Source organism: Vagococcus salmoninarum, from assembly GCF_003987495.1.
GTDB classification, from domain to species: domain Bacteria; phylum Bacillota; class Bacilli; order Lactobacillales; family Vagococcaceae; genus Vagococcus_D; species Vagococcus_D salmoninarum.
In genome coordinates this window covers 90,974-113,238 of sequence record NZ_NGJU01000006.1, presented here as the reverse complement: position 1 = coordinate 113,238, position 22,265 = coordinate 90,974, and the positions used below count along the sequence as shown (strand labels likewise).

Sequence of the window (22,265 nt, the reverse complement as noted above, 5' to 3'; positions counted from 1 at the left end):
GGAAGTCTTTTTTTGATTAGTTGTTTATTTTAACGCTTCAACGTCACGAGCAATCATAACTTCTTCGTCAGTTGGAATTAATAAGACTTTAACTGCTGAATCATCTGTTGAGATCACACGTTGGTCACCACGAACATTGTTTTTCTCGTCGTCGATTTCACAACCAAACCAAGTCATACCATTGATGATTGATTTACGCATGTTCATGTCGTTTTCACCAATACCAGCTGTGAAGACAATCGCATCGACGCCGTTCATCACTGTTACATAGCTACCGATGTATTTGCGGACACGGTCAGCAAAGATTCTTAGAGCTAATTGAGCTTCTGGTTTTTCTGAGTTTTCTAAATCACGCATGTCACTTGAAACGCCTGAAAGGCCAGTTAAACCAGATTTTTGGTTTAAGATATCAATCATGTCTTTAATATCTGTTAACCCTAATTTATTCATTAAGTATGGTAATAATGAGGGATCAATATCTCCTGAACGAGTTCCCATTGTAACACCTGCTAATGGCGTGAAGCCCATTGACGTGTCAACTGATTTACCACCATCAACAGCGGTAATTGAAGCACCGTTACCTAAGTGACATGTGATGATTTTTAATTCTTCAATTGGTTTACCAAGCATTTCAGCCGCTTTTTCAGAAACATAACGGTGGCTTGTGCCGTGAGCGCCGTATTTACGGGCTTGGAATTCTGTGTAATATTCCATTGGAATGCTGTATAAGTAATTTTCTTCAGGCATTGTTGTATGGAATGATGTATCAAAAACTGCTACGTTTGTTGTTTTTGGTAATAATTTTTGGAAGACACGAATAACTTTCGCTTCAGCTGGATTGTGTAATGGTGCAAATTCAGCTAATTCTTCGATTTGAACTAAAGCTTCTTCTGTCACTAATGCTGATTCTTTAAAGATTTCGCCACCAGCAACGACACGGTGACCAGCCCCAGTAATTTCATCAAATGATCCAAGAATTTTTAATTCGATTAATTTTTCTAATAACATGTTGATTGCAAATTCGTGGTTATCGATATCTAAAACAACGTTATACTTTTCGCCTTCAGCGTATTTAATTGTAAAAACTGAATCTTTTAAGCCAATTCTTTCAACGATTCCTGAAGCGATAACTGTTTCTGCTGGCATTTCGAATAATTGCCATTTTAAGCTTGAACTACCTGCATTAATTGCGATTGTTTTTGTCATGATGTAAAAAAGCTCCTTTTATGTTTAATTTAAATTTTTTAATTTCCACTGACTAAATTCTTTAAAGAATTGTTGCAATTGTTGAACCTCTTTTAAAGATGGTAACTCTGTAAGCAAAACTTCTTTCGCTTGGTGACTTTTTCCTCCATGGTTCTGCACAATAATAATTGATTTTTGCGAATGTTTCGCTCTAAACAAACTTACTGGCAATTGGAGAATTCCTTGTAGATACACTTTTTCTTGTAACCATTTTTTCAACTCAGGAGCTTGTTCTGTCTCTAAAAAATCACTTGGCACTAAGAAAATACCGAAGCCACCTTCTTTAACGTAAACCATACTTTGTTCCATCAACAAATGATGCGCATAAGTATGTTCCCCTGTTTTCCCTGTGACAAACTTACTTGCTTGTTCGTCATTTGGGTAGAAACCAATCGGCAAATCAGAAATCGTGATATCAACTGGATCTAATAATAAATGTTGCAGGCTGTCTTGATGAAACAGTTGGATCGGCGCTCCCGTCCATTGTGCATTGACGGCTGCGACTGTTAATAATGAATCATCAACATCAACCCCAAAGCCTGTTCCTTGAATATTAGCCTTTTGTAAACTGAGCATTACTGTTAACAACAAATTCCCCATCCCAACAGTTAAATCACTTATGGAGAGTGTTTGTTGTTCTTTGTCACGTAGTTCTTCAACTAAGTAGGTGAAAAGAAAGCCTAGTGCATCTGGTGTTAATTGATGATTAGGTTGTAGCCCTTCTGCCAAAGTTCCTTGCAATAGTAGTAGTTGGCTGACATTGCGAATTTCATCAGCTGTTAACTCTAACTTTTGAAAGGCTTGATAATTAGCTTCAATCGACGCTTTCGTGTCTAGTTTTGGCTCCCCATCAATCACTCTGACTTGATAGTTATCGATCATGTTTTCACCATTTTCAATGTAACTATCAATAAAGGAACTATCTAGAGACGTTTGCAATAAATCAAGCGCTTCTTTTAATAGTTGAAAACCCGTTTCAATTTTATTTTGAGGCATTCTGTCACCTCTTTCTTTAATTTAGTCTAACAATTTGCGTACCTATTTCATTCTATCTAAAAAAGCTCACAGATTCAAGGTATTTAACCTATTTAGTAAACAATACTTTTATCAATGATAGCGAATACCCCAGTCTAATACTATTACACACCAAAAACACACCTTCTCCTGATACATCACTCTTAAGCAATTTTTTATCTTAGTAAATAAAACAGTAACTATGATCTGTTTCAATTTCTGCTAATTATTCGTTTTCTTTGTGATTTACTAAACTAACTATTGCTGATTTTGCTGATTTTTTTAAACAAAAGACTCCAAATTAGGAAGGTAATTTCCTAATTTAGAGCCTTTGCTAAATGTATCTACCATACCTTACTTCAATTTTCCGTTGAATCCGATCAATAATAATGCACAAGCTCCAATAAATTAAGGCCACTAATACATACAATGACATGTAATCAAATTCACGACCACCAACAATTTTAGCTTTTTGAAAAATTTCTGGAACAGTAATCATCGCCGCCAAGGCTGTCCCTTTGACTAGATCCATGGCAATGTTTCCTAAAGCCGGAATCGCCAAACGAAAAGCTTGCGGTAAAATTATTAAGGTCACCAACTTATAGAAAGGCCAACCTAAGGCACGAGCAGCATCCCACTGACCTTGATCGACGCCACTAATGGCTCCCCGATAAACTTCCGCTGAAAAAGCACTACAAGTTAATGTAAAACAAATAATTACTGCTGTTAACGCACTTAATTGATAAGGTAAGCCGAAATACAAAATAAATAATAAAACTAAGGCGGGAACCCCTCGTAAAAATGATAAGTAGAACGTTAAAAACCATTTTAACGGTTTGAAGGTCAGTAAGTCTAAAAAGGCTAAGAAAACACCGAGTAAATTACCAGTAATAAAAGTTGTAATTGCAATCCCTAAGGTATAAGGTAAGCCTTCTAAGACGTACGGTAACGCTTCTACCATTAAAGATAAACTGATTTGTGGCACATATACTTGGCTAAACATTTTTAGTCCACCGTCACAGTCCGGTCAACTTTAACATCTGGCTCAACAGAGACATCTGTTCCGAAAAAGCTTTCTGCTAACGTCTTGATTGCCCCATCAGCTTTCATCTCTTCTAAGACGGTGTCAATTTTCTCTCTTAAAGCAACATCGTTAATGTTGTATAACAACCCTGAAGTCGAAGCATTAAAGTAAACATCTTCTAAAATTTTAACCGGGATATCTGGCAAGGCGCCAATCGACATCTTTTGTAAATAGTAGTCATTGATAATCACATCTGTGCGGCCGTTAGCAACATCCGTTAAATATTGATCATTTGTGGCATTATCGTAGCTGACTAACTCCGCCCCAAACTGTTCAGCCATCTTCATATAACCAGTTGTTCCTTCTCCTGCAGCTTTCTTGCCTTTTAAATCTTCTAAGGAAGCAATTCCAGAATCATCTTTTTCACGAACAATCATACTATCAAAAGAATGTTTTAAGGGAATCGACAAGGCAAAGTTTTTCTCACGGGCTTTTGACAAGCTTAAATCATTAGCAATTAAATCCGTCGTGCCATTTTTTAAAGATGCGATTGTGCCGTCGACATTAAATTCTTTAAACTCTAATTTTAAGTCTAATCGCTTCGCAACTTCTTTAACGACTTCTACCGAGTAACCTGTCAATTCGTTTTGGTCATTGTAATATGAGGCTGGAAACAAGGTCCCTGAAGTCGCTACAGTTAACGTCTGACTTTCAGCGACTTTCTCCCAACTTAGATCTTCTGATTCTTGACTTTTTTCCTTACCACACCCCACAACTAAAACACTTACTACCGCTAAACCGACTAACCAACTCATTCTTTTTTTCATCTTTCCTAACCCTGCTCTCTATAATATTTTGGTAATTTAAACTGTTGTTTTTCTTCAAATTCCTTGCCAATCTTAAACAATAAGTCTTCCCGACCTTTAGAGGCCATAAATTGAATCCCGATTGGCAAACCATTTGGGGCCACATAAGTCGGTAAACTTATGGCTGGTTGTCCCGTCAAATTAGCTAATTGGGTATAGGGGGTAATGGCTAAACTTTTTTCAAACATGTCGTAGACTAGTTTTTTCAACTCTGACTTACTTAAACTTTCACTAATCTCTAATTCTTGGCGAATCTCATCACTTTGTAAATCAGTGCTGATCTTAGGGGCTGTATCTGTGGCAGTTGGTGATAAAAAGAGTTCGTAATCTTCAAACAGTGTTTCCATCACAAAAGCCGCTTGGTCCCATTTAGCTAAAGAGTGGACATACTCCCCAGCGGAAAGTTTTTTGCCATAATTATAAATCGCCCAAGTCATCGGCTCCATGTCACTTTTGACTAAGGAACGGCCTAGGCTAGCTTCAATCCCATCCATCATTGCGACTGTCTCAGCACCATTCATTTCGTAGTAACTAGTAATCAACTCTAACCCATCAACAGGGTAAGGAATTTCCGTCACTTGATGACCTTGGGCAATCAAAAAGTCGATAGCCTCACGGTAAGCAGTTTGAGCCTCTATAGAAACCGGATTATTTACTGGTGAAGCTAAACAGGCAGCAATTCGTAGTTTTTCAGGCATCGGCTGTGAATGCTCCTGGCTGACATTTTGGTAAGGGGCTGCCTTGTGATTACTCCTTAAACTATTAAATAAACTTTCCGTATCCCGCATTGAAATCGTTAAACCGAAGTTAATCGAGGCACCTTGCCAGCCTCGCCAACCATCTGGCCCAGTCGGCATACTGCCACGACTTGGTTTTAAACCAATCACTCCAGAAAAACTAGCAGGAATTCGAATCGAGCCACCACCGTCACTGGCAGCGACAATTGGATACATGCCACTAGCTAAGGCGGAAACTGCACCACCACTAGAACCCCCTGCATGATAGTCCGGATTCCAAACATTTTTAGTCACGCCGTACAGTTTCGGGTCCGTGATATTTTTAAAGCCAAATTCTGGGGCATTAGTTTGACCAAAAGGAATGAAACCAGCCTTTTCTAACTGTAAGACAAAATTATCCGTCTTTTCGGCTAAATGATTAGCAAACAATGGCGAGGCTGAACTAGCGATTAGCCCGGCTTTCCCTTGCCCTAACATCTTTAAGGGAATCGGTACCCCACTAAACGGACCGATTTCTTGGTTTCCCCCACTAGCTAATTGCTCTTGGGCCTTCTCTAAGTCACTTGCGACTACTGCATTTAAATCTGGATTAGCAGCAATCACGCGCTGATTAATTTCTAATAATAGTTCTTGGCTCGTTATGACTCCTAGGCGAATTTGCTCTGCCCAATAAGTGCCATCTTTAAGCATTTACTTCCCCTCCTTATTCTTTAACAAAAAGAGTATAGCACTCTAGCTTTGGAAGCACTATTAAGTCACCTTATTTTAGTAATTTAGCTTTATTGTAGAACTCTCCTCTCTTGAAAAAACCGCTATATCAACCTTTCTTAAGGTTCTTTTAAAAACAATATTGTTTAAAAACAAAAAAAGGCCTGACTTTAGTCACACCTTCTGCCCTGTAATAGTTTTCCTTTATTCTGATAAGCGACGAGTTTTTATTGTAACTACACTTGTTATTCATTTACGTATTTATGTACAGATGCTAAAGAAACATCGCATATTATCGCAATTTCTCGATAACTCCAGTTTTGTTTTCGTGATAATGATTGAATTTTTTTTATGATTTCTTCGTTAATTCTAGGCCTGCCATGTTTTATGCCTTTCTTCTTTGCATCATTAATTCCATGAATTGTTCGTTGACTCATAATCTTTTTTTCGCTTTGAGCGTACTCAAATAATAACTCGTTATAAACTGCATTTGGTAACTGATTTGTTAATCCTTGCTCTAAAAAAAAAATGTCTTTCCTTTGTTTTTTTAACACTTCTAAAGCTGGTATCATCTGAACCAACTGCAGACCAACGTCTTCGAGTGTCTTAATAACTAATTGATGTTCTTTATTTTCTAATACGAACGCTAAAAATGTTTGAGAGGTTTGATTTCTTATTTTGACATAACATACTCTATCACAGCTTTCTTTCAGTTTGGCAATATGCTCTTCAAAAACAGTAAAGCCTATTTTCATTTTTTTACCTCCATACTATTTTTGTTGGTAAAGCTTGATTGTTATAAATAATACAATTGTACCTGCTACTAAACTAAGGACGATTGCAATGACTGTGCCTAATTTAATAGTTAAGCTTTGATTAACTGTTTGGTTCTTAATGCCTACTTTATTTTCTGTTTTCTTTATTTCAAACTCTTCAATCCATCGCCATTCTTTTTTTCCGATTTTAGCAGTCGTTTCCGTCAAGTACTTACCTGGCTCCAACTGATCCAAATCAATTGGGTATGCCATAACTGACATCGGGGCCATTTTAACATTCTCTAAGGCTGTTTCAACTAGAACCGCCTTCTTTCCTTTACGAGTCACGGCAGCCGCAAGGTTCATTTCACTAATAATTTCTGGGCTATTGTTAGTGATCATGACGTTCACTTGCCCTCCATCATTTGTTAAAACAAAGAGACTTTCACTTGAGCTCAAATCAATCTTGCTTTTTGCCTTTTCTTCTCGTAAAGACACTGAAAAAACATAGGCGTATTTATTTTGAATCGATAACGCATTTTTACCTTCATGTTTAGCCATCTTTTTTTCTAATTGAATTCCACCTAAAAGGACTCCTTTAAAGGGTTTAGTCGGAACAGTTAATTTAAATGCTACTCTTTTAGTTTCTCCTTTTTTAAGAGTTACTTCTTCAGGGCCATTTAAAATATCACTTAAAGAATGTTCCCGCTCACTATGTCCCTTCAAACTACTAGGCCCATATTCGATAATCCCGGTTTCTGCGGTCGTTGCATCATTGATATTAATTTTGACTGTCATTTCTTCGGCACTTTCATTACTTATTTCAGTTATTAAAGTTTGTTCTGTGCCCGGTTCTACTAACAAATCAAAATACCCTCCTTCAGCAATTTGATTTTTAGGAGCATGATTGTAATAAGAAAAGCCTACACCTTCATTTTCCTCTCCTAAGACTTTCTGTGGACAACTAACTCCAATCCATAAAAGACTGATTATTAAAGTCATTCTGACTATATTTTTTTTGAAATACTTATTTTTCATTACCTTTGACCTACCTTTTCATTCGTCGCTTTCACATTAATTAAACGGAAAAATTTTACTTTCAACTTTACCAATAATTTGATTACTTCCTACAAAACCATAATCACGACTATCTGCGGAACTTTGTCTGTTATCCCCCATAACGAAGTAACTATCAGCTGGTACTTTGTGCTGTCCGCTTAAACTAGCTAGAGAAAAGTCCGGTGTTAAAATCCCTCCAACGAGCTGATTCTTTTTATCATTCAAATAACGCTCAGGTTTACCTTCTTGGTTAATAAACAATTCATCATTTTTATAAAATAGTTCATCTCCTGGCATGCCAATAATGCGTCTGATGGATTTTTCTGTTTTTTTATTCGGTGGCGTTAAATAAACAATATCGAATCGTTTAACCTGGACATCCTTATTTACTGTAAAAACATCCCCATCTTCAATCAGCGGTAACATTGAATAACCACTCATCTTGCCAAATGACGTTGTCAGCAAGATTGAAACAGTTACTATCACCACTAACACACTGAATGACAGCAGCCATAGTTGCAAATTTTTCAGATGTTTGTCAATCGGCGTTAACTTTAAGTTTTTTTGTTTTTTTTGATAACTAGCTGCCCTTGAGCGTTTCTTTCGCTTCCTTTTCTTTTGCCCTTCGACAGTCATTATTTAGTCCTCTCCCTTTATTTTTTCTCCCTTAAAGACGCTTCATCAATAGTATAAAAATCTAATAGTTTCTTTTGTGTCTCTAGTATGCCTTTAATATCTTCAAGATAAGCTGTTTGAGTACTTGGTTTTTCAACCAATTCTTGATAACTTTGAGATGATAGATTAATCCCAAATTGACCAACTTTGGCGTAATATCTATTTAACAACTGTTGACCTTCTCGTGACCCACGATCATTTCCTTTTTTTGCTGAGAAGCTTGCAATTCTGATCGCTATCGTATGAATATTATTTTTTACTTGCTCTGAATCAGCCTCTTCTTTAGTCGCTAACGCTAACTGTTCTTCAATTTGATCTAGCAAATAATAACCACTAACAATATTATCTGTATCAACTTTAGTTAAATTAGTCATCTGATAATAATAGATATAGCCACCTACTGAACTGACTAAAATCATTGACAGTAAACAAATGATTATCGTTCTTTTAAAATTATCCACAGAATCTTTATTTTTTTTAATTTGTCTGCGCCATGCGCCCTTAGCTTTACGAGTTTGCGGCTTGCTTGCTTTTATTTTAGTTAATTTTTTTTTCGTGCGAACGAGGCCGATAATTCCTACAATTGTCATAATAAGGGACACAATTGCGCCAGCTACCGAGGTTAAAATAACCCATTCTATTAGTGTCATTTTTAACACCTTTCTTTTCTAGCCATTAGTTATTTTTTTTTGCGTTTCCGACTCTTTTTTTTCTTCTTACTAAGTCTTCGGATAACGTAAATACCCGTTATTACGAACACGACACTAACAACAATTATCACTATTAGTTGCCAATCTAATCCACGTTCTTGAACTAAATTAACGTCTTTTTGATTAAATAAATCAGCTTGCTCTTTAGTAATCGTAAAATCTTGCTCCCATTGCCATTCTTTTTCATGAGCACTTGCTAAGACATGCGCAGTATACTTGCCAGACACCATTTTTTCGCCACCAAAACTAATCGGGTAGGACATCAGTGTATTCGGAGCCATCTCCATACTGTTCTTTTTACTTTCATAAAGTACTTCTGTTTGACCTGCTTTTGTAATCTCAACATCTAACATTAACCCTTTAACTTTCATCGCTTGGGTGTTAGCCACATCTAGGTAAATTGCATTTCTAAAATTAGCTTGTTCTGGATAAACCTTCTGCAATTCTAAGGCTGGTTTTAGTTTTGTTTCTTCTGTTTGTAAGGTAATCCCAAATAAATACGCTACTTTATTAACAATCATCGTTTCTGATGTCGCAACGTCACCACTTTCTTTTTCAATCATCTGGATACCGCCTGTCACGATTCCTTTATACCCCACTTTTGGCATCTTGATTTTTAACTCTAGATCTTGGCTATTATTTTTAGGAATTTTTAGTTCGCTAGGTATTTCGACGAGATCAGGTAAGTCATAAGCCATGCTAGCATCGGCCTTAAAACGATTTGGTCCATATTCTAAACCGCCATTCCCATTAGTTCTCGCACCATTCAGTGATAGTAAGATAGTGATATCTTGATTGCTTGTATTTTTAATTGTAACGTTCACCGTCTGCTCTTGACCTGACTTCATCATTAGATTTAAAGCTCCTGGTCCACCAATCTGATTGCTTGGGTGGTTTATTTTATAAGAAAAACCAACTTGTTTCATCAGTTCTGATGTCTCATCTGCAAAACCTTTGATTGAAAATAAACAGCTAATCAAGACTAAAAAAAACAGTTTACTTCCGTATCTATATATATCTTTCATACTTTTCTCCTTTTCATTAAAATAAAAGCGCTAAAAGAAGCTCTTTTAGCGCAATCATTAGTCATTAATAATTAATAGTCAGCCTATTATTCTGTTAATTCAGCAATTGTCCAAGTAATTTCTGCCACATATGCTGAAGTAATATCTAACGGTGTATTAGCAGGAACATTTAATTTTACTGCTTCTGCCATTGTTGCAGGTGTCACACCAGATCCATCTTCGACTACTTTGCCGTCAGCATCTAATGAAGGACGTCCGTATTCGATTGAGTACGCTCCCCAACCTTTACCAGCATCAGCTGTTGCCATTACTGTTGAACCACTTGTCGCTGATAATGTTGCTGTTGGAACTGCTGTTGGGAAATTTACTGCTTTTTGAGTTGAACTTACGTAAGGTAATGTGTAAGTTAATTCTGCTCCATCTAAGGCAACTGTGCCGTTTGAAAATGCTTTTGTTACTTCTGCCGATAATTTCCAGCCTTTTGGTGTACCATCAGCTCGTTGGTCAGTTACGTTAATAAAGTTACCACGATCTACCTTAACGCCTTCAGAACCGTCACTATTTACAGTTGTTGCAACAGTTGGAGTGGCATAATACTCGCCTGCTGAAGTTGTAATTTTAGTTTCGCCAAATTTTAAATTAGATAAGAAATCAACACGTAACGTGCCTTTTTTATCATTGTTATTACTACCATTATCTTCATCAACTTCGACTTTTTTATCTGGATTTTCTGGATCAGTTACGTTACCCGTTCCTTTATCATCACTCTCGTCGTTTTCTGTATACTGGATTGTCGCCTTACCAGGAATTGATAAAGCTTCCTCTGCTGCAAAAGCCGCTGGAGCTGTTACCCCTAATACTAACGCACTTAATAGTACTGCTGATGTAAATTTTTGTAATTTCATAATGAAATTCCTCCTATAGTTTTTTTGTCAATTTAGTCAATAACTAAATCAACATAATTTTTTTCCGGCCCTTTTAACGTTATTCCCGGCTCGAACAAGTTTTCACTACTTTTAATTCAACTCTGCAATTGTCCATGTCAACATTGTTGTATACTTAACTGGGTCTTTTAAGGTTTTCCCTGGTACAAATAGCGAAATCGCCTGATTTTTATACATTGGTTTATTGCCAACCCTTGCATCTGTGACTGGCTTACCTTCTGGATTTTTAACTTGCGATAACGTATTTTCAATCCCTTCGACGGAACCTGATGAGCCAAACTCAATGGTCCACGTTCCCATTCCTTGGCCTTTATCGGCAATGGCTATAGGATAGGTCGCACCAATTTCCTCAATTTTAATCGCATCTTTGACAATCGTTGGTTTGTATTGTTGACTGAAGCTCGAATTTGCCCATTGTTTATCAAAAGATAGAATTGAGCCCTTTAATTCTTTATTTTTAGTCTTATCATTTGTAAACTGATGCTCTTGCCGAACTGATAATTGCCAACCTGCTAGCGTTCCACGGGTATCTGTCACTTGAATATAATTCGCTCGAGCTGGAGTCTCACTTTTAAATAACTGGGCGTCAGCATAATATAATTGATCCTCAGTTGAAATCACTTGCGCTCCAAAACTCATTTTCGGCACAAAATCTAATCTCAAAGGGCCTTCAGTTTTAACGATGCTTCCCCCAGGCACAACGATGTTTCCTGGCTTTTCTGGGTCAATAGGTTTCGTTTGCCAGTCTCCTTGCTCATACTTAATACTTCCACGGCTATTTATTTGTTGAGCTTCTTCGGCCCCTTGAACTTCATTAGCTAGACCGATTAACAGTAGACACGTTGTGCTGAGACATAATTTTTTGTTTATTTTAAACATCTTGTTTATGCCTCCTTCTCAGAATTATAGCTACACCTACTAAGATAACTCCACCAATAATCACCGTTTTTTTTATTCCCTGCTCACTTGTTTGTGGCAATTTAAGTATAGGCTTTGGCGATGGCTTCCCCTTTTTTTTAAAAGGCTGCTTAGGTTGACTCTCTTCGTAGAATTCAACTTCACCAATATTCCCTGCTTCTCCAACTTCGCTAGCACTAACATTCATTAACGGCAGTAAGACTGCGACAATAACTAACCCTTTTAGTAATATTTGCTTAATTTTTATATTTGGCATCGTGACTTCTCCCTTCGTAACACGTTTTTATTTATTCGATTGTGTCTCGAAGCGTCCATCTGATAATCCCTTCGTAACTACCAGTAGTTTTTGGTACTCTGTCAGATTCGATTTTTAATTTTAGTCCTTCAGATACGTCGTTTTTTCTCCAACTGTTTGAAATATTAAAGATCGTTTCGTCAGAACTACTGTCATTAAAATAAATCCTTTGAACACTACCATTTAAAGTCAGTTCTTTTTGGTTCACGATGTATTTTAAAGCCCCAATTTGAACATCGTCACCATTAGTCATTTCCTTCTCAACTTGAGCTGTCACATCCCACTTAGATTTAGACTTACGATTATCTTCTACAACTAACGGTGTTAACATGTTCGTTTCGTCGACACCAATCTTTTTTTGAAAGTCAGTAATTGAGACTTTCCCAAAATCAATCCCTGTTGGTGCTGAAGTTAAGCGAATCGTTCCTGCAAATTGATAAGCAACAACTGTTCCTTCTGCCAATATTTCAATCTCAGTTTCTTTCTCTGGCCTTTGGATTAATCGATATTTTTTATCTTCTAATAATTTGATTGTATTTTTGATTTCTTGATCAAGAGACAAATCAACCAGAGAGCCTATATCGATATCTTTAGTGATTTTTGGTGCAATTTCACTTTTCTCTTCATCTAAAAATTGAATAGTTAGTTTAGCTGTACTAGGAATGATCTTAAAATTGATTTCTCTCGTTAATAGCACATTATCTTGTGCGTAACTAAACGTAACTGTATGCTCACCTACGTCCACGAGACTCGTGAGTTCATCTGGTTGCGGCAATGTGCCTTGCTCAATTTTAATTGCCGAGGTTTCTATCTCTGCACCGCTATCAATCAGCCAACCTTGTAATTCTGCATGCTTTTGGATGTAGTTAATTAACTCTGCATTAGTTTTAGGATAGTCGATTGTTTTAACAACGATATCTTTTCCTCTTAACGCGTACTCTTTCTCTTTACTAATTTTAGTGAATTCATCTTTAATAAAGATTGGTACTTTGACAATTAACTGATTTTTCCCTTCGTCAGTAACTGCTACTTCAAACTGGGGCAACACTGGGCCAACTACGGTTAAATCTGGTAATTCTGCTGTGTGATAATCGATCGTTAATTTAGGCTGACTCGTTTCAAAAGATTTATCCCACACCTTCGTAACTAGCTTACTCGCTTCTGGAAAATCAATTGCTGCTGTATCTTTTTCAATAATCGTTCGAACTGGCTCCGCCTCTGGTGGCGTCACATCTTTCACTTCATATGTTTGGATTGGTGCTGTTCTATAATCATAGAAAATTTCCATTTGAACTTGTGTGTAAGGTTTAATGTATTTTCCACCACTTGCTCGCTCAGGAATATCAATGACATACTGACCATTAGGTGCTACTAAGGCCGTTAATTTCTTTTCACCTTCACCGTCATTATAAGTCGCAACAACTGTGCCATCTTCAGTCGCCTTTCCAGTTATTTCTGAAGCCATATCCGTTATCTCATCTACTTGTAAACTAGGAACAACCCCCATAGAAATAACTTTGAGTTTATTGAAATCTAAAACTTGGCTAGTAATCTCTAATGGGTTTGCTGATAAGATTGTTGTTTGATGATTAGAGGTTGAAATCCTTTTAACATCCGCATTAAAGCTGATGTTGGATTTGTCAGGAAAACTAAAAATATTATCTGGGGTTAAAATAAATTGGCTAGTTGGCAGTGATTCCCACAGGCTCATACTTTCAACTTCTGAGTTAAAGTGTCCCACATTATTATTAGCTGCCCCATTCAAAATCTTACCTTTAGGATTATAGAAGAGAATACTTTTGGCTTGATTAATATCTAACTGCGCAGAGGAGCTTCTAAAAGTAATAAATTGGTCCGCCGAACCAGAACTATCTGATTCATTGTTCATATATAAGCGAGCCCCTGGAGACACCGAAATATCACCACTTAAACTTAAGGTTGGCAACCTATTGTCTGCTGCATTTTTAGATTTCGTTCGAGTGATTTTTAATTCGGCGTTTTCCCCTACGATTAGATCCTTGATTGAGGTTCCACTACTTGCGATATCTTGACGCACAAGTCCACCACCAGCTTCAATGTCGACAAAGGCATTCTTTTCAACCGTAAAATAAGAATCGGTTCGTTCAAAATAGAAGAATGAACGGCCTGTTGATCTGATTTTCACCACGGCGTCTTCTTTTATTTTAAAATGTCCTGGAACTCCTTTAACGTTATTTCCATAACCAAACCAAGCAATACTGTGAGCTCCGTCATGATACAATTCAAAATTGCCAAAAATATTAATAAAATGCGCTTCTGCTAACTCTTGCCCCTGTGCAGTATTTGGTTTACCTTGGTAAATATCAGCTTTGTAATTATGATAGTCATTAGTCCCATTTAAATTATGAGTAGGCTGAGGCCCGTCATAGTTCACATTCGTTTGGATCAAATGGACATAATAAGAATTATCATTAACATTTATCGTGCCGTAATAGTTGTGGGCATTCAAATTGACGTCTTCTAAACCGTAACTAGTCGGTTCCTTTTGACTTGTTGTATTTGAAACGTGAATATTAGCTGTTGTGCTAGTCGTACTTGATGTTGCTTCTTCTAAAGTATGAATTTCACCAGTGACGGGATCTTTTCCGGAAATCCGCAAATATTTTTTAGCGTAAGGTATTTTAACACCGCCAGCTGCTAATTTAATATCCGCACCCATGTAAATATAACTAATATTCACATCGAGAATTGCATCCCTCATTTGATTATAAGTAGTTACCGTGACTGTGTTATCTGAAGTTTCAATAATGTCCAAATCACGAAACATCGGAACGTCACTGTTTTCATCATAGTTAACATTATGCAGATCTGAGTACTCTAGATATTTAGCACTCGCGTAAGTAGATCGTTCTTCTTCCTTTATTGGTAGATCATTAAGTATCCCATCTTCACTTATCAACTCTGCTACTTGCTGAATACTTGATTGTTCAGACACTTCTACTTCTTCCCTTGTTTCGATTGTCGCTTCTTTAGTTTCTGCTCCATTAATTCTTAAACTTCCTTTACTTATAAGTAATACAAGTAAAAGCGTCGTTAGACTAACAGCTGTTAATTTTGTTGTTGTTTTCACATAATCTCTCCTAGCATTTAGATAGTAAGTTTATTTCGGATTAGCATCTTCATTCAATATTATTTAAATACTTTGAAACAGTACCTAAAGAGACGTCACAAGCTTTTGAAATTTGGCGATAACTCATTCTTTCTTTTAAAGATAAATGACGAATCATATTAATTTTTTTTGGTGAAATATTTGGTCGGCCAATTTTTTGCTTGTCTATGCTGCTGGCTCTTCCGGTGTCCTCGCTTCTTTCAGTGGAAATTTCATTGATAATTTTTGAAATAGACAAATACCTAATATAAAAAGTCGGCTCTTTTTTTAAATCGAATTTTTCTACAACACTAATTAATCTAATGCCTTTGTTTGACATTTTTTCAAACCAACTTTCAGGATTTGACAAATTTAATAATACTTTCAAACTATATACAAGCAAGACATCCTTATTTGTTAAGTTTTTTAATGCATGTTCTAATTGTATGGGATAACCAATATCAATCCCTTCAACAAACACTTCGTCACAATCCATCATTTCTAGTAATTTCCATTGCTCTGATGTAGGAACTGGGTAATTATTTTTTATGTATAACACTTTTTTCATCTAAGCGTCTCCTAAATCCTTTTTGTACGTTGTTTAATTATTGCTGTTTATCAATATTATTGAACAACTACTACGCTTATCAATTTACTATAATGTTTTTCTGTTTTCAAATTCGTTCATATTCATCTTGTATTTTTTACACAACCTTTTCCTGTTTTTTTGAAATACAAGACTTTTTTTGTTATTTAAGCTGCTTTTTTTGTATTTATTACATCATTTTATTCATTCATTAAAGAAACATATCTTTATGTTTTTCATGGTTTTCATGGTAATCTTAGTTCAAATACGAAGGGAGTTCACATTATGAATTTTTTAGAACAACTTAGAAAACACTTTGGTTTTTCCAAAAGCTACATCACTAAAGATATCTGTAATGTCAGAACTTATGATAAATTTTCGAACAATCTCATGGACGCACCGCTCAAATTCATTTTTGATATTGCCGACCATTACGGTATGTCTCCTGATGAAATTTACCATGAGAACCAAATTAACTTATTGATTAACGCTAAGGCGGAAACTGATTTATTTAGACTCCGATCAATTGAAATGATAAACTACGCTAATACGATTGAACGTACTGATAACAAAGAAAAAGAGCAAGAACTACTTAAATTACTAGAAGATTTTAGTCATTTTTCAGAATTGAAGTTCAAAAACCCTAAATATTTAAATATTTATGTTTTATATAATAATTATTTTTCAACTGAAATTTTTCATAAATTTCCGAGAATTGACTTTCATACTTTAAAAACACAACTTCGGCCAATTGATGAAAAACAAATTTTAGAAATTGAAGAATATTATTGGAATCGCAAAAAAAACGGCACAGCAATAACTACCATTAGTGATTTGCAAGTCTTTAACAATTTGTTTATTAATCTGGACCTTCCTATAGAAACTTTTCAACAAATTGATCATTATTTTTTGAGTGAGCTCACAGATAAAGACGAATCTGAACTTCTCTGGATGAGCCAGGCTAAGCGTTACTGTTACTTAACTATTCTTTCAAATTACGTTCAATATTGCATTCATAATAAATTTTACGAACACGGTCAGTCGCAAATCGCTTTTTTTAACCTGTTACCTCAGTCGTTTAAAGATACCGACATAAAAATTGGTATGAAAATTTTTGAGCTTATTTTAGACTTCTATTTAAACAAAAATTATGACAGTTATTTAGAAATTAATAGCTATTCACAATTTTTAATGGAATTCGCTAACCCCGACTATGCTAAAAGTATTCGTTCGTTGATAATTACAGTTCTTGACAACGATCATCGTGATAACTCTTCTCCAAATAATAGCTTTACTAATAGTACATCTAAATAAATTTCTCTTTATAAACAAAAAAACGATTCTAACAGATATCCTTTTCAGGATTCTCTTAAAATCGTTTTTTAGTTTGCTTGTTATACGTTCTGATTACTTTGTTACCCATATTTCCCTTATTCTGATAAGCGACGAGTTTTCTGGTAAATCGGCACTAATAGACGGTACGTTTCTAACATGTATTCCCGGGCAACTAGCGGATCTTTTAGCAACTCACTATTAGCCTCAATAATTCGGCCAATTTGGAATTCCCCTTTTTTAACATCTCGCCAACGGGTTAATGCTGCTGTTAAATCAGCCTCACCTAAGGCTTGATAATTATTTTGAGTATGATCTAAGTTTATTTTAAAATCCCTTGGCAAGTTAGCGAACAACCTTGGCTCTGCTAATAAGGCCTCGGCCATAACTTTTTCATTTTGCGGATTATCAATGAATGATAGCCACATGACAATATAATCCCCTGTGATTCCTAAAGTAAAGTGGGGGAACTTCTTATAGCCTCGTTTGTTGCCACCAATGGCTGACCATGTAAAATCTGGCGCATTCGTTGTCCGGCGGCGATGTTGAGCAATATGAACTAATAGTTCTTCCCCTAATAGAGGGGCTAATTCTGCTGAAAAATAGTCATCTAACGCTTGAAACTTCGGTTGGATTTCTTGGCGAATGGCTGCCATTCTTTGGTCTAAACCAGCTACTGTGAAACATTCAAAATCTTTTGTATTAAACATGACTGTCATTGATTTGCTCCTGTCTTTTTTGATAATCTACATCTGTCATCCCGTAACTGACAGCATTCATCATGGCACCTTTAAATAATTGATAATGGGGAACCGTGCCTTCATGTTTTAAGCCAAATTTCTCCATGACCCGACCAGAGGCTGGATTCTTAACATCGTGAATCGCTTCTAGGCGCTTTAATTGTAATGGTCCAAAAGCTAAGTCAACTAAGGCTTGACTCGCCTCGGTAGTAATTCCTTGGCCCCAATAAGCTTTGTTAATCGTATAACCAATTTCTCCTCGATGATGAAGGTCAACTAGGCGAATATCAATCGTGCCGATCATTTTGTGAGTGGCTTTCAGCTCAATGGCATACTTACCTAAAGGCTGACTTAAAAAATAACTAGCAATATTATCTAACGTATTTTCTAAAGACGTATGGGTTTCAAAGACGTACTGAGTCGTCTCTGGATCTGAGGCATACTCATACATATCCGCCCCATCCGCTAATGTTATAGGCCGTAAAATTAGCCGCTCTGTTTCGATTACTTGGTGCTCTGCCAAGACCCGTTGGCGATTTAAGTTATCAGTCATTGATCGTCACCCCTTGAAATTATTTAACTATTATCATAGCACATCTTAAGGCCATAGGGATAGAGTAATTGGAGTATAAAAAAGCAGATCGGAACAATTGTTCCAACCTGCTCTCTAAATTTAGTTCAAAGCTTTTTCAACATCCGCTAACATTAATTCAGTACATTCAATTCCGCCACCAGATAAATACCAAACATCGGGGGTTAGAGCGATTACTTTGCCGTTTTTACCAGCTTTAGTTTGCGCAACTAACTCATTGCTAACTACGTTATTATTTTCATCATCCCCACCAATGGCTTTCGTCCGATCAATCACAAAAATCACTTCTGGGTCTTGTTCTAAGACGTATTCATAAGAAACAGATTGACCGTGAGTTGAAGCTTCAATTTTGTCATCGGCTTGGCTAAAACCAAAGGTATCATGAATAATACCAAAACGTGACCCTTCGCCATAGGCTGATAATTGACCTTCATTAACTAAAGTTACTAAAGTTTTTAAACCACTTTTTTCAGCTTTTTCTTTAACAGTCGTAATTTGTTTGTCGATACTAGCAAGCTTTTCTTGAGCTAAATCAGCTTCCTCAAAGATATTCCCTAGAGTTGTAATATTCGTTTTTGTTGAATTCCAAGTGTCTGCACTATCTACCGCTAAATAAATCGTCGGGGCAATGGCTTCTAAGTCGGCTTTGAAATCTTCTTGACGACCAGAAATAATTATCAAATCAGGTTTTAATTGATTGATTTTTTCTAAATCCGGCTCTTTAATCCCACCAGCCGCTTCAACATCTTTAAATTCCGCTAAATAATTCGGTAAGTTTTTAGTTGGTGCTCCAATTACAGTGTCGCCTTTGCCTAAAGCTTTGATAGTATCTAATGAACCCATATCGAAAACAACGACTTTTTGAGGATTAAGAGGGACTTCCACTTCACCTTGAGAGTCTGTTACTTTGATTGTTTGACTAACCTCTGCTGACGCTTTCGTCGATTCTGCCGTTCCAGTCGTTGCTTTTTTGCCACAGGCTCCTAAAAATAGTAACCCTACTACAACTATGCTTAAAAGCGTTTTGCTTTGTTTTTTCATGCTTATTCCTTCTTTCTCTGTGTTTTCCCTTTTTTAAGGTGTTGTTACTAAAGTTATTCGTTAAAGTACAAACAAAATCGTTTGCCTTCTAATTCGCAGACCCGAATACTCATATCGTATAAGTCATCAAGGACTTCTTTTTGAATGACTGTGTCAGTTGAACCGTGGAGAAAGACTTTACCGGCTTTCATTGCCACGATTTCATCGGCATAGCTGGCAGCAAAGTTAATATCATGGAGGACAATAATGACTGTTTTGCCATGTTCATCGACTAAGCGCCTTAAGGTTTTCATCATTTGAGCAGCAAAATTCATGTCTAGATTATTCAAAGGCTCATCTAGTAAAATATAATCAGTATCTTGAGCAAAAACCATGGCAATGTAGGCCCGTTGCAGTTGCCCACCTGATAAGGTATCAATATCGGCAGTTTGCATTTCCGTTAAACCTAAATAACTTAACGCTTCATCGATTTTTTGATTATCTTCAACAGTTAAACGACCTTTACTATAAGGAAAACGACCAAAGGCGACTAACTCACGAACTGTAATTTTAAGACTGACAGCATTTCCTTGTTTTAAAATCGACAGCTTTTTAGCTAAATCATTTTGTTTCCACGTTTTCACTTCATCCCCATCTAAGTAAATCTCACCACCGTCTTTTTCAACGAGGCGACTCATCAGTCCTAGTAAGGTACTTTTACCAGCCCCATTAGGACCAATTAAGGCAGTCATTTGCCCTTCGCTAATTGGTAAATCAACGTCTGTCACAACTGGTTTCTTACCATAATTTTTAGTTACTTTATTCATTTCCATTAACGGCCTGCCTGCCTTTCTCGTAATATTTTGCTAATAAAGTAGAGGCCACCAATAAACTCAATGACGACACTCATTGTTGTGTTCCATTTAAAGACTTGTTCAACGAAAAATTGACCGACAATTAATAAGAAAATTCCTAACAAACTACTACCTACAAAGAGACTGCGGTGACGGAAGGTTCCTAAAAATTGATAAGTTAAATTAGCTACAATAAATCCTAAAAAAGTCACTGGCCCCACTAAGGCGGTAGATAAGGCGACTAAAATACTCACGGCAATTAACAAACTAATTTGGAACTTTGAGACATCAATGCCTAAGTTTTTAGCTTTCTCGGCACCTAAATGTAAAACATCTAGCTTATGAGCTGATTGCCATAAAAAAGTGACGACGACTAACATCACTACGCCGGCAACTGCGACTAATGAGACATCTACATTCCCAAAACTGGCAAATAACTTACCTTGTAATTTATCGTATTCGTTTGGATCTAGTAAGACTTGTAAAAACGTACTGGCACTACTAAAAAAGGTTCCTAAGATCATTCCAATCATCAACAGTAAATATAAATTATGCTCCCCTTTCTTCAATAGAAAGAAAAATAAAACCGTGCTTAAGGTCACCATCAAAATGACATTAATGCCAAACATTACGAGATGATTGCCTAGAACTTGACCAAATTGACTGCCTAAGAGAAAAAACAAGCTTGTTTGAATTAAGATATAAAGGGAATCAAACCCTAAAATACTTGGTGTTAAAAAATGATTGTGGGTGATTGTTTGAAAAGTAATCGTTGAAAAACTAGTGGCGATGCCAACAAAAACAAAGGCTAAGAGTTTCTTGCCTCGTAACTTTAAGGCGAACTCCCAATTACCGTAAGTTTGATACGTTAAAAAGAGCCAAGCAATCACTAGGACTGCGACTAATAAAATAAGTAATTTACTTCTTTGGCTAGTCAGATTTTTTTTCATCCTTTCGCCCCCTTGAGTAATAATAAAATAAAGATAATGCTACCGATGACGCCGACCACTAGACTAACTGGAATTTCATATGGTTGAATGAGCACCCGAGCTAAAATATCACAAACCAGCAAGAAACAACTTCCTGCCCCGGCTGCTACCCAGAGCGTGCCTTTCATTTGATCGCCAAAATATAATGAGACGATGTTTGGGACAATCACGCCTAAGAAAGGCAAGCCACCAATTGTAACTAAGATAATACTACTCGCCAACGCCACAATTCCTAGACCGAAAAGTTGAACTCCTTGATAGTTTAAACCAACACTCGTCGCCATATCTTTCCCCATGCCAGCAATTGTAAAATGATAGGCGTAGAAATAAGCAATCATTAATAAAGGGATTGTTAAATATACTAATTCATAACCGCCACGGCTGATTGTGGCAAAGTTTCCTTGAAGCCAAGCCGTCATATTTTGAATCACTTGTAATTGATAGGCGAAAAAAGTCACGATTGAGCCGACAATGTTACCAAACATTAAGCCAATTAGCGGCACCATCACTTGATTTTTTTGTGGTAAGCGTTGAATTAATTGAATAAACACCAGTGTTCCTAAAAAGGCAAAAAGAAAAGCCACTAAGGACCGACTAAATATGGAACTATTAGGGAAAAAGACCATGGCAATTAAGATACCTAAACGGGCACTGTCCATTGTCCCTGCTGTTGTCGGCGAAACAAATTTATTTTGCGTTAAATGTTGCATAATTAAACCACAGACACTACTTGTAGCACCTGCAATGATTAGACTAACTGTCCTAGGAACCCGTGTACTCCACAGCACTAACTGCTGAGTTTCTGATAATGAAAAAAGGTCTGTGACAGCGATGCTTTGAACACCGATAAACAGGGAACTAATTGCTAATCCTAGTAAACCTAAAATAAGTAACCCTTTTTTCACTAGACGCCCCTCCTTTTAATTGAGAATGATTTTCACTCTCAGTAGTTAGTGTAATTAATTCTTGAGCAAATTGCAAGTAAAAATCGGCTTTTCTCATCTTTCAAGCCTTCTTTAGAATGATGATAAACAAGACTCTGATAACTTT

At 36.5% G+C, this 22,265-nt stretch carries 22 protein-coding genes; 1 reads left to right on the top strand and 21 read right to left on the bottom strand.

From position 1 onward, the window contains the following. Positions 1-24 precede the first annotated feature (24 nt). The 15 genes from CBF35_RS05580 to CBF35_RS05510 form a co-directional block, all read right to left on the bottom strand. A complete protein-coding gene (locus tag CBF35_RS05580; RefSeq protein ID WP_126778984.1) occupies positions 25-1,206 on the bottom strand; it encodes an acetate/propionate family kinase in 1,182 nt (393 codons plus the stop codon). Between the two features lie 24 nt (positions 1,207-1,230). Beyond that, a complete protein-coding gene (locus CBF35_RS05575) occupies positions 1,231-2,241 on the bottom strand; it encodes a class I SAM-dependent methyltransferase (RefSeq protein WP_126778983.1) in 1,011 nt (336 codons plus the stop codon). Positions 2,242-2,593: 352 nt separating this feature from the next. Continuing rightward, positions 2,594-3,262 (bottom strand): amino acid ABC transporter permease, encoded by a 669-nt coding sequence (locus CBF35_RS05570; protein WP_126778982.1) that lies wholly within the window; start codon positions 3,260-3,262, stop codon positions 2,594-2,596. 2 nt (positions 3,263-3,264) lie between these two features. After that, on the bottom strand, positions 3,265-4,110 hold the full coding sequence (locus CBF35_RS05565) for a transporter substrate-binding domain-containing protein (RefSeq protein ID WP_126778981.1): 846 nt from the start codon (positions 4,108-4,110) through the stop codon (positions 3,265-3,267). Between the two features lie 5 nt (positions 4,111-4,115). Next, entirely contained in the window at positions 4,116-5,576 is a 1,461-nt protein-coding gene (locus CBF35_RS05560) for an amidase (protein ID WP_126778980.1), read from the bottom strand. Positions 5,577-5,839: 263 nt separating this feature from the next. Beyond that, on the bottom strand, positions 5,840-6,349 hold the full coding sequence (locus tag CBF35_RS05555; RefSeq protein ID WP_126778979.1) for a serine integrase family protein: 510 nt from the start codon (positions 6,347-6,349) through the stop codon (positions 5,840-5,842). A gap of 15 nt (positions 6,350-6,364) precedes the next feature. Then, on the bottom strand, positions 6,365-7,387 hold the full coding sequence (locus CBF35_RS05550; protein ID WP_126778978.1) for a DUF916 domain-containing protein: 1,023 nt from the start codon (positions 7,385-7,387) through the stop codon (positions 6,365-6,367). Between the two features lie 36 nt (positions 7,388-7,423). Continuing rightward, entirely contained in the window at positions 7,424-8,044 is a 621-nt protein-coding gene (gene lepB / locus CBF35_RS05545) for a signal peptidase I (RefSeq protein ID WP_126778977.1), read from the bottom strand. 17 nt (positions 8,045-8,061) lie between these two features. Next, positions 8,062-8,733 carry a hypothetical protein gene (locus CBF35_RS05540; protein WP_126778976.1) on the bottom strand — a complete coding sequence of 224 codons (672 nt, stop codon included), beginning with the start codon at positions 8,731-8,733 and terminating at the stop codon, positions 8,062-8,064. Positions 8,734-8,762: 29 nt separating this feature from the next. Continuing rightward, on the bottom strand, positions 8,763-9,818 hold the full coding sequence (locus CBF35_RS05535; protein WP_126778975.1) for a WxLIP family cell surface protein: 1,056 nt from the start codon (positions 9,816-9,818) through the stop codon (positions 8,763-8,765). Between the two features lie 86 nt (positions 9,819-9,904). Beyond that, positions 9,905-10,723, bottom strand: a complete 819-nt coding sequence (locus CBF35_RS05530) for a WxL domain-containing protein (protein WP_126778974.1) — start codon at positions 10,721-10,723, stop codon at positions 9,905-9,907. A 111-nt stretch (positions 10,724-10,834) separates the two neighbouring features. Beyond that, a complete protein-coding gene (locus CBF35_RS05525) occupies positions 10,835-11,641 on the bottom strand; it encodes a WxL domain-containing protein (protein ID WP_126778973.1) in 807 nt (268 codons plus the stop codon). Next, the gene (locus CBF35_RS05520; protein WP_126778972.1) at positions 11,634-11,936 is read right to left on the bottom strand and encodes an LPXTG cell wall anchor domain-containing protein; all 303 of its coding nucleotides are present in this window, start codon (positions 11,934-11,936) and stop codon (positions 11,634-11,636) included. Before CBF35_RS05520 ends, CBF35_RS05525 begins: the two co-directional genes overlap by 8 nt. A 31-nt stretch (positions 11,937-11,967) precedes the next feature. Further along, positions 11,968-15,084: a pectate lyase-like adhesive domain-containing protein gene (locus tag CBF35_RS05515; RefSeq protein WP_126778971.1), complete on the bottom strand. Its 3,117-nt coding sequence runs from the start codon at positions 15,082-15,084 to the stop codon at positions 11,968-11,970. Between the two features lie 49 nt (positions 15,085-15,133). Continuing rightward, positions 15,134-15,670, bottom strand: a complete 537-nt coding sequence (locus tag CBF35_RS05510) for a sigma-70 RNA polymerase sigma factor region 4 domain-containing protein (RefSeq protein WP_126778970.1) — start codon at positions 15,668-15,670, stop codon at positions 15,134-15,136. Between the two features lie 303 nt (positions 15,671-15,973). On the opposite strand from CBF35_RS05510, the gene CBF35_RS05505 reads away from it, so the two are divergent. Beyond that, on the top strand, positions 15,974-17,002 hold the full coding sequence (locus CBF35_RS05505; RefSeq protein WP_126778969.1) for a hypothetical protein: 1,029 nt from the start codon (positions 15,974-15,976) through the stop codon (positions 17,000-17,002). A gap of 116 nt (positions 17,003-17,118) precedes the next feature. On the opposite strand, the gene CBF35_RS05500 is transcribed toward CBF35_RS05505, so the two are convergent. The 6 genes from CBF35_RS05500 to CBF35_RS05475 form a co-directional block, all read right to left on the bottom strand. Then, positions 17,119-17,730, bottom strand: a complete 612-nt coding sequence (locus CBF35_RS05500) for a DUF1054 domain-containing protein (protein WP_126779001.1) — start codon at positions 17,728-17,730, stop codon at positions 17,119-17,121. Then, complete coding sequence (locus tag CBF35_RS05495) at positions 17,723-18,313, bottom strand: GNAT family N-acetyltransferase (protein WP_126778968.1); 591 nt, start codon at positions 18,311-18,313, stop codon at positions 17,723-17,725. The genes CBF35_RS05500 and CBF35_RS05495 overlap by 8 nt, the downstream gene beginning before the upstream one ends. A gap of 120 nt (positions 18,314-18,433) precedes the next feature. Then, entirely contained in the window at positions 18,434-19,393 is a 960-nt protein-coding gene (locus CBF35_RS05490; protein WP_126778967.1) for a siderophore ABC transporter substrate-binding protein, read from the bottom strand. Between the two features lie 53 nt (positions 19,394-19,446). Beyond that, positions 19,447-20,205 carry an iron ABC transporter ATP-binding protein gene (locus CBF35_RS05485; RefSeq protein WP_126778966.1) on the bottom strand — a complete coding sequence of 253 codons (759 nt, stop codon included), beginning with the start codon at positions 20,203-20,205 and terminating at the stop codon, positions 19,447-19,449. Beyond that, entirely contained in the window at positions 20,205-21,176 is a 972-nt protein-coding gene (gene fitB / locus CBF35_RS05480; RefSeq protein ID WP_126778965.1) for an iron chelate uptake ABC transporter family permease subunit FitB, read from the bottom strand. Before fitB ends, CBF35_RS05485 begins: the two co-directional genes overlap by 1 nt. Next, on the bottom strand, positions 21,173-22,120 hold the full coding sequence (locus CBF35_RS05475) for an ABC transporter permease (protein ID WP_126778964.1): 948 nt from the start codon (positions 22,118-22,120) through the stop codon (positions 21,173-21,175). The genes fitB and CBF35_RS05475 overlap by 4 nt, the downstream gene beginning before the upstream one ends. Between the last annotated feature and the right edge of the window lie 145 nt (positions 22,121-22,265).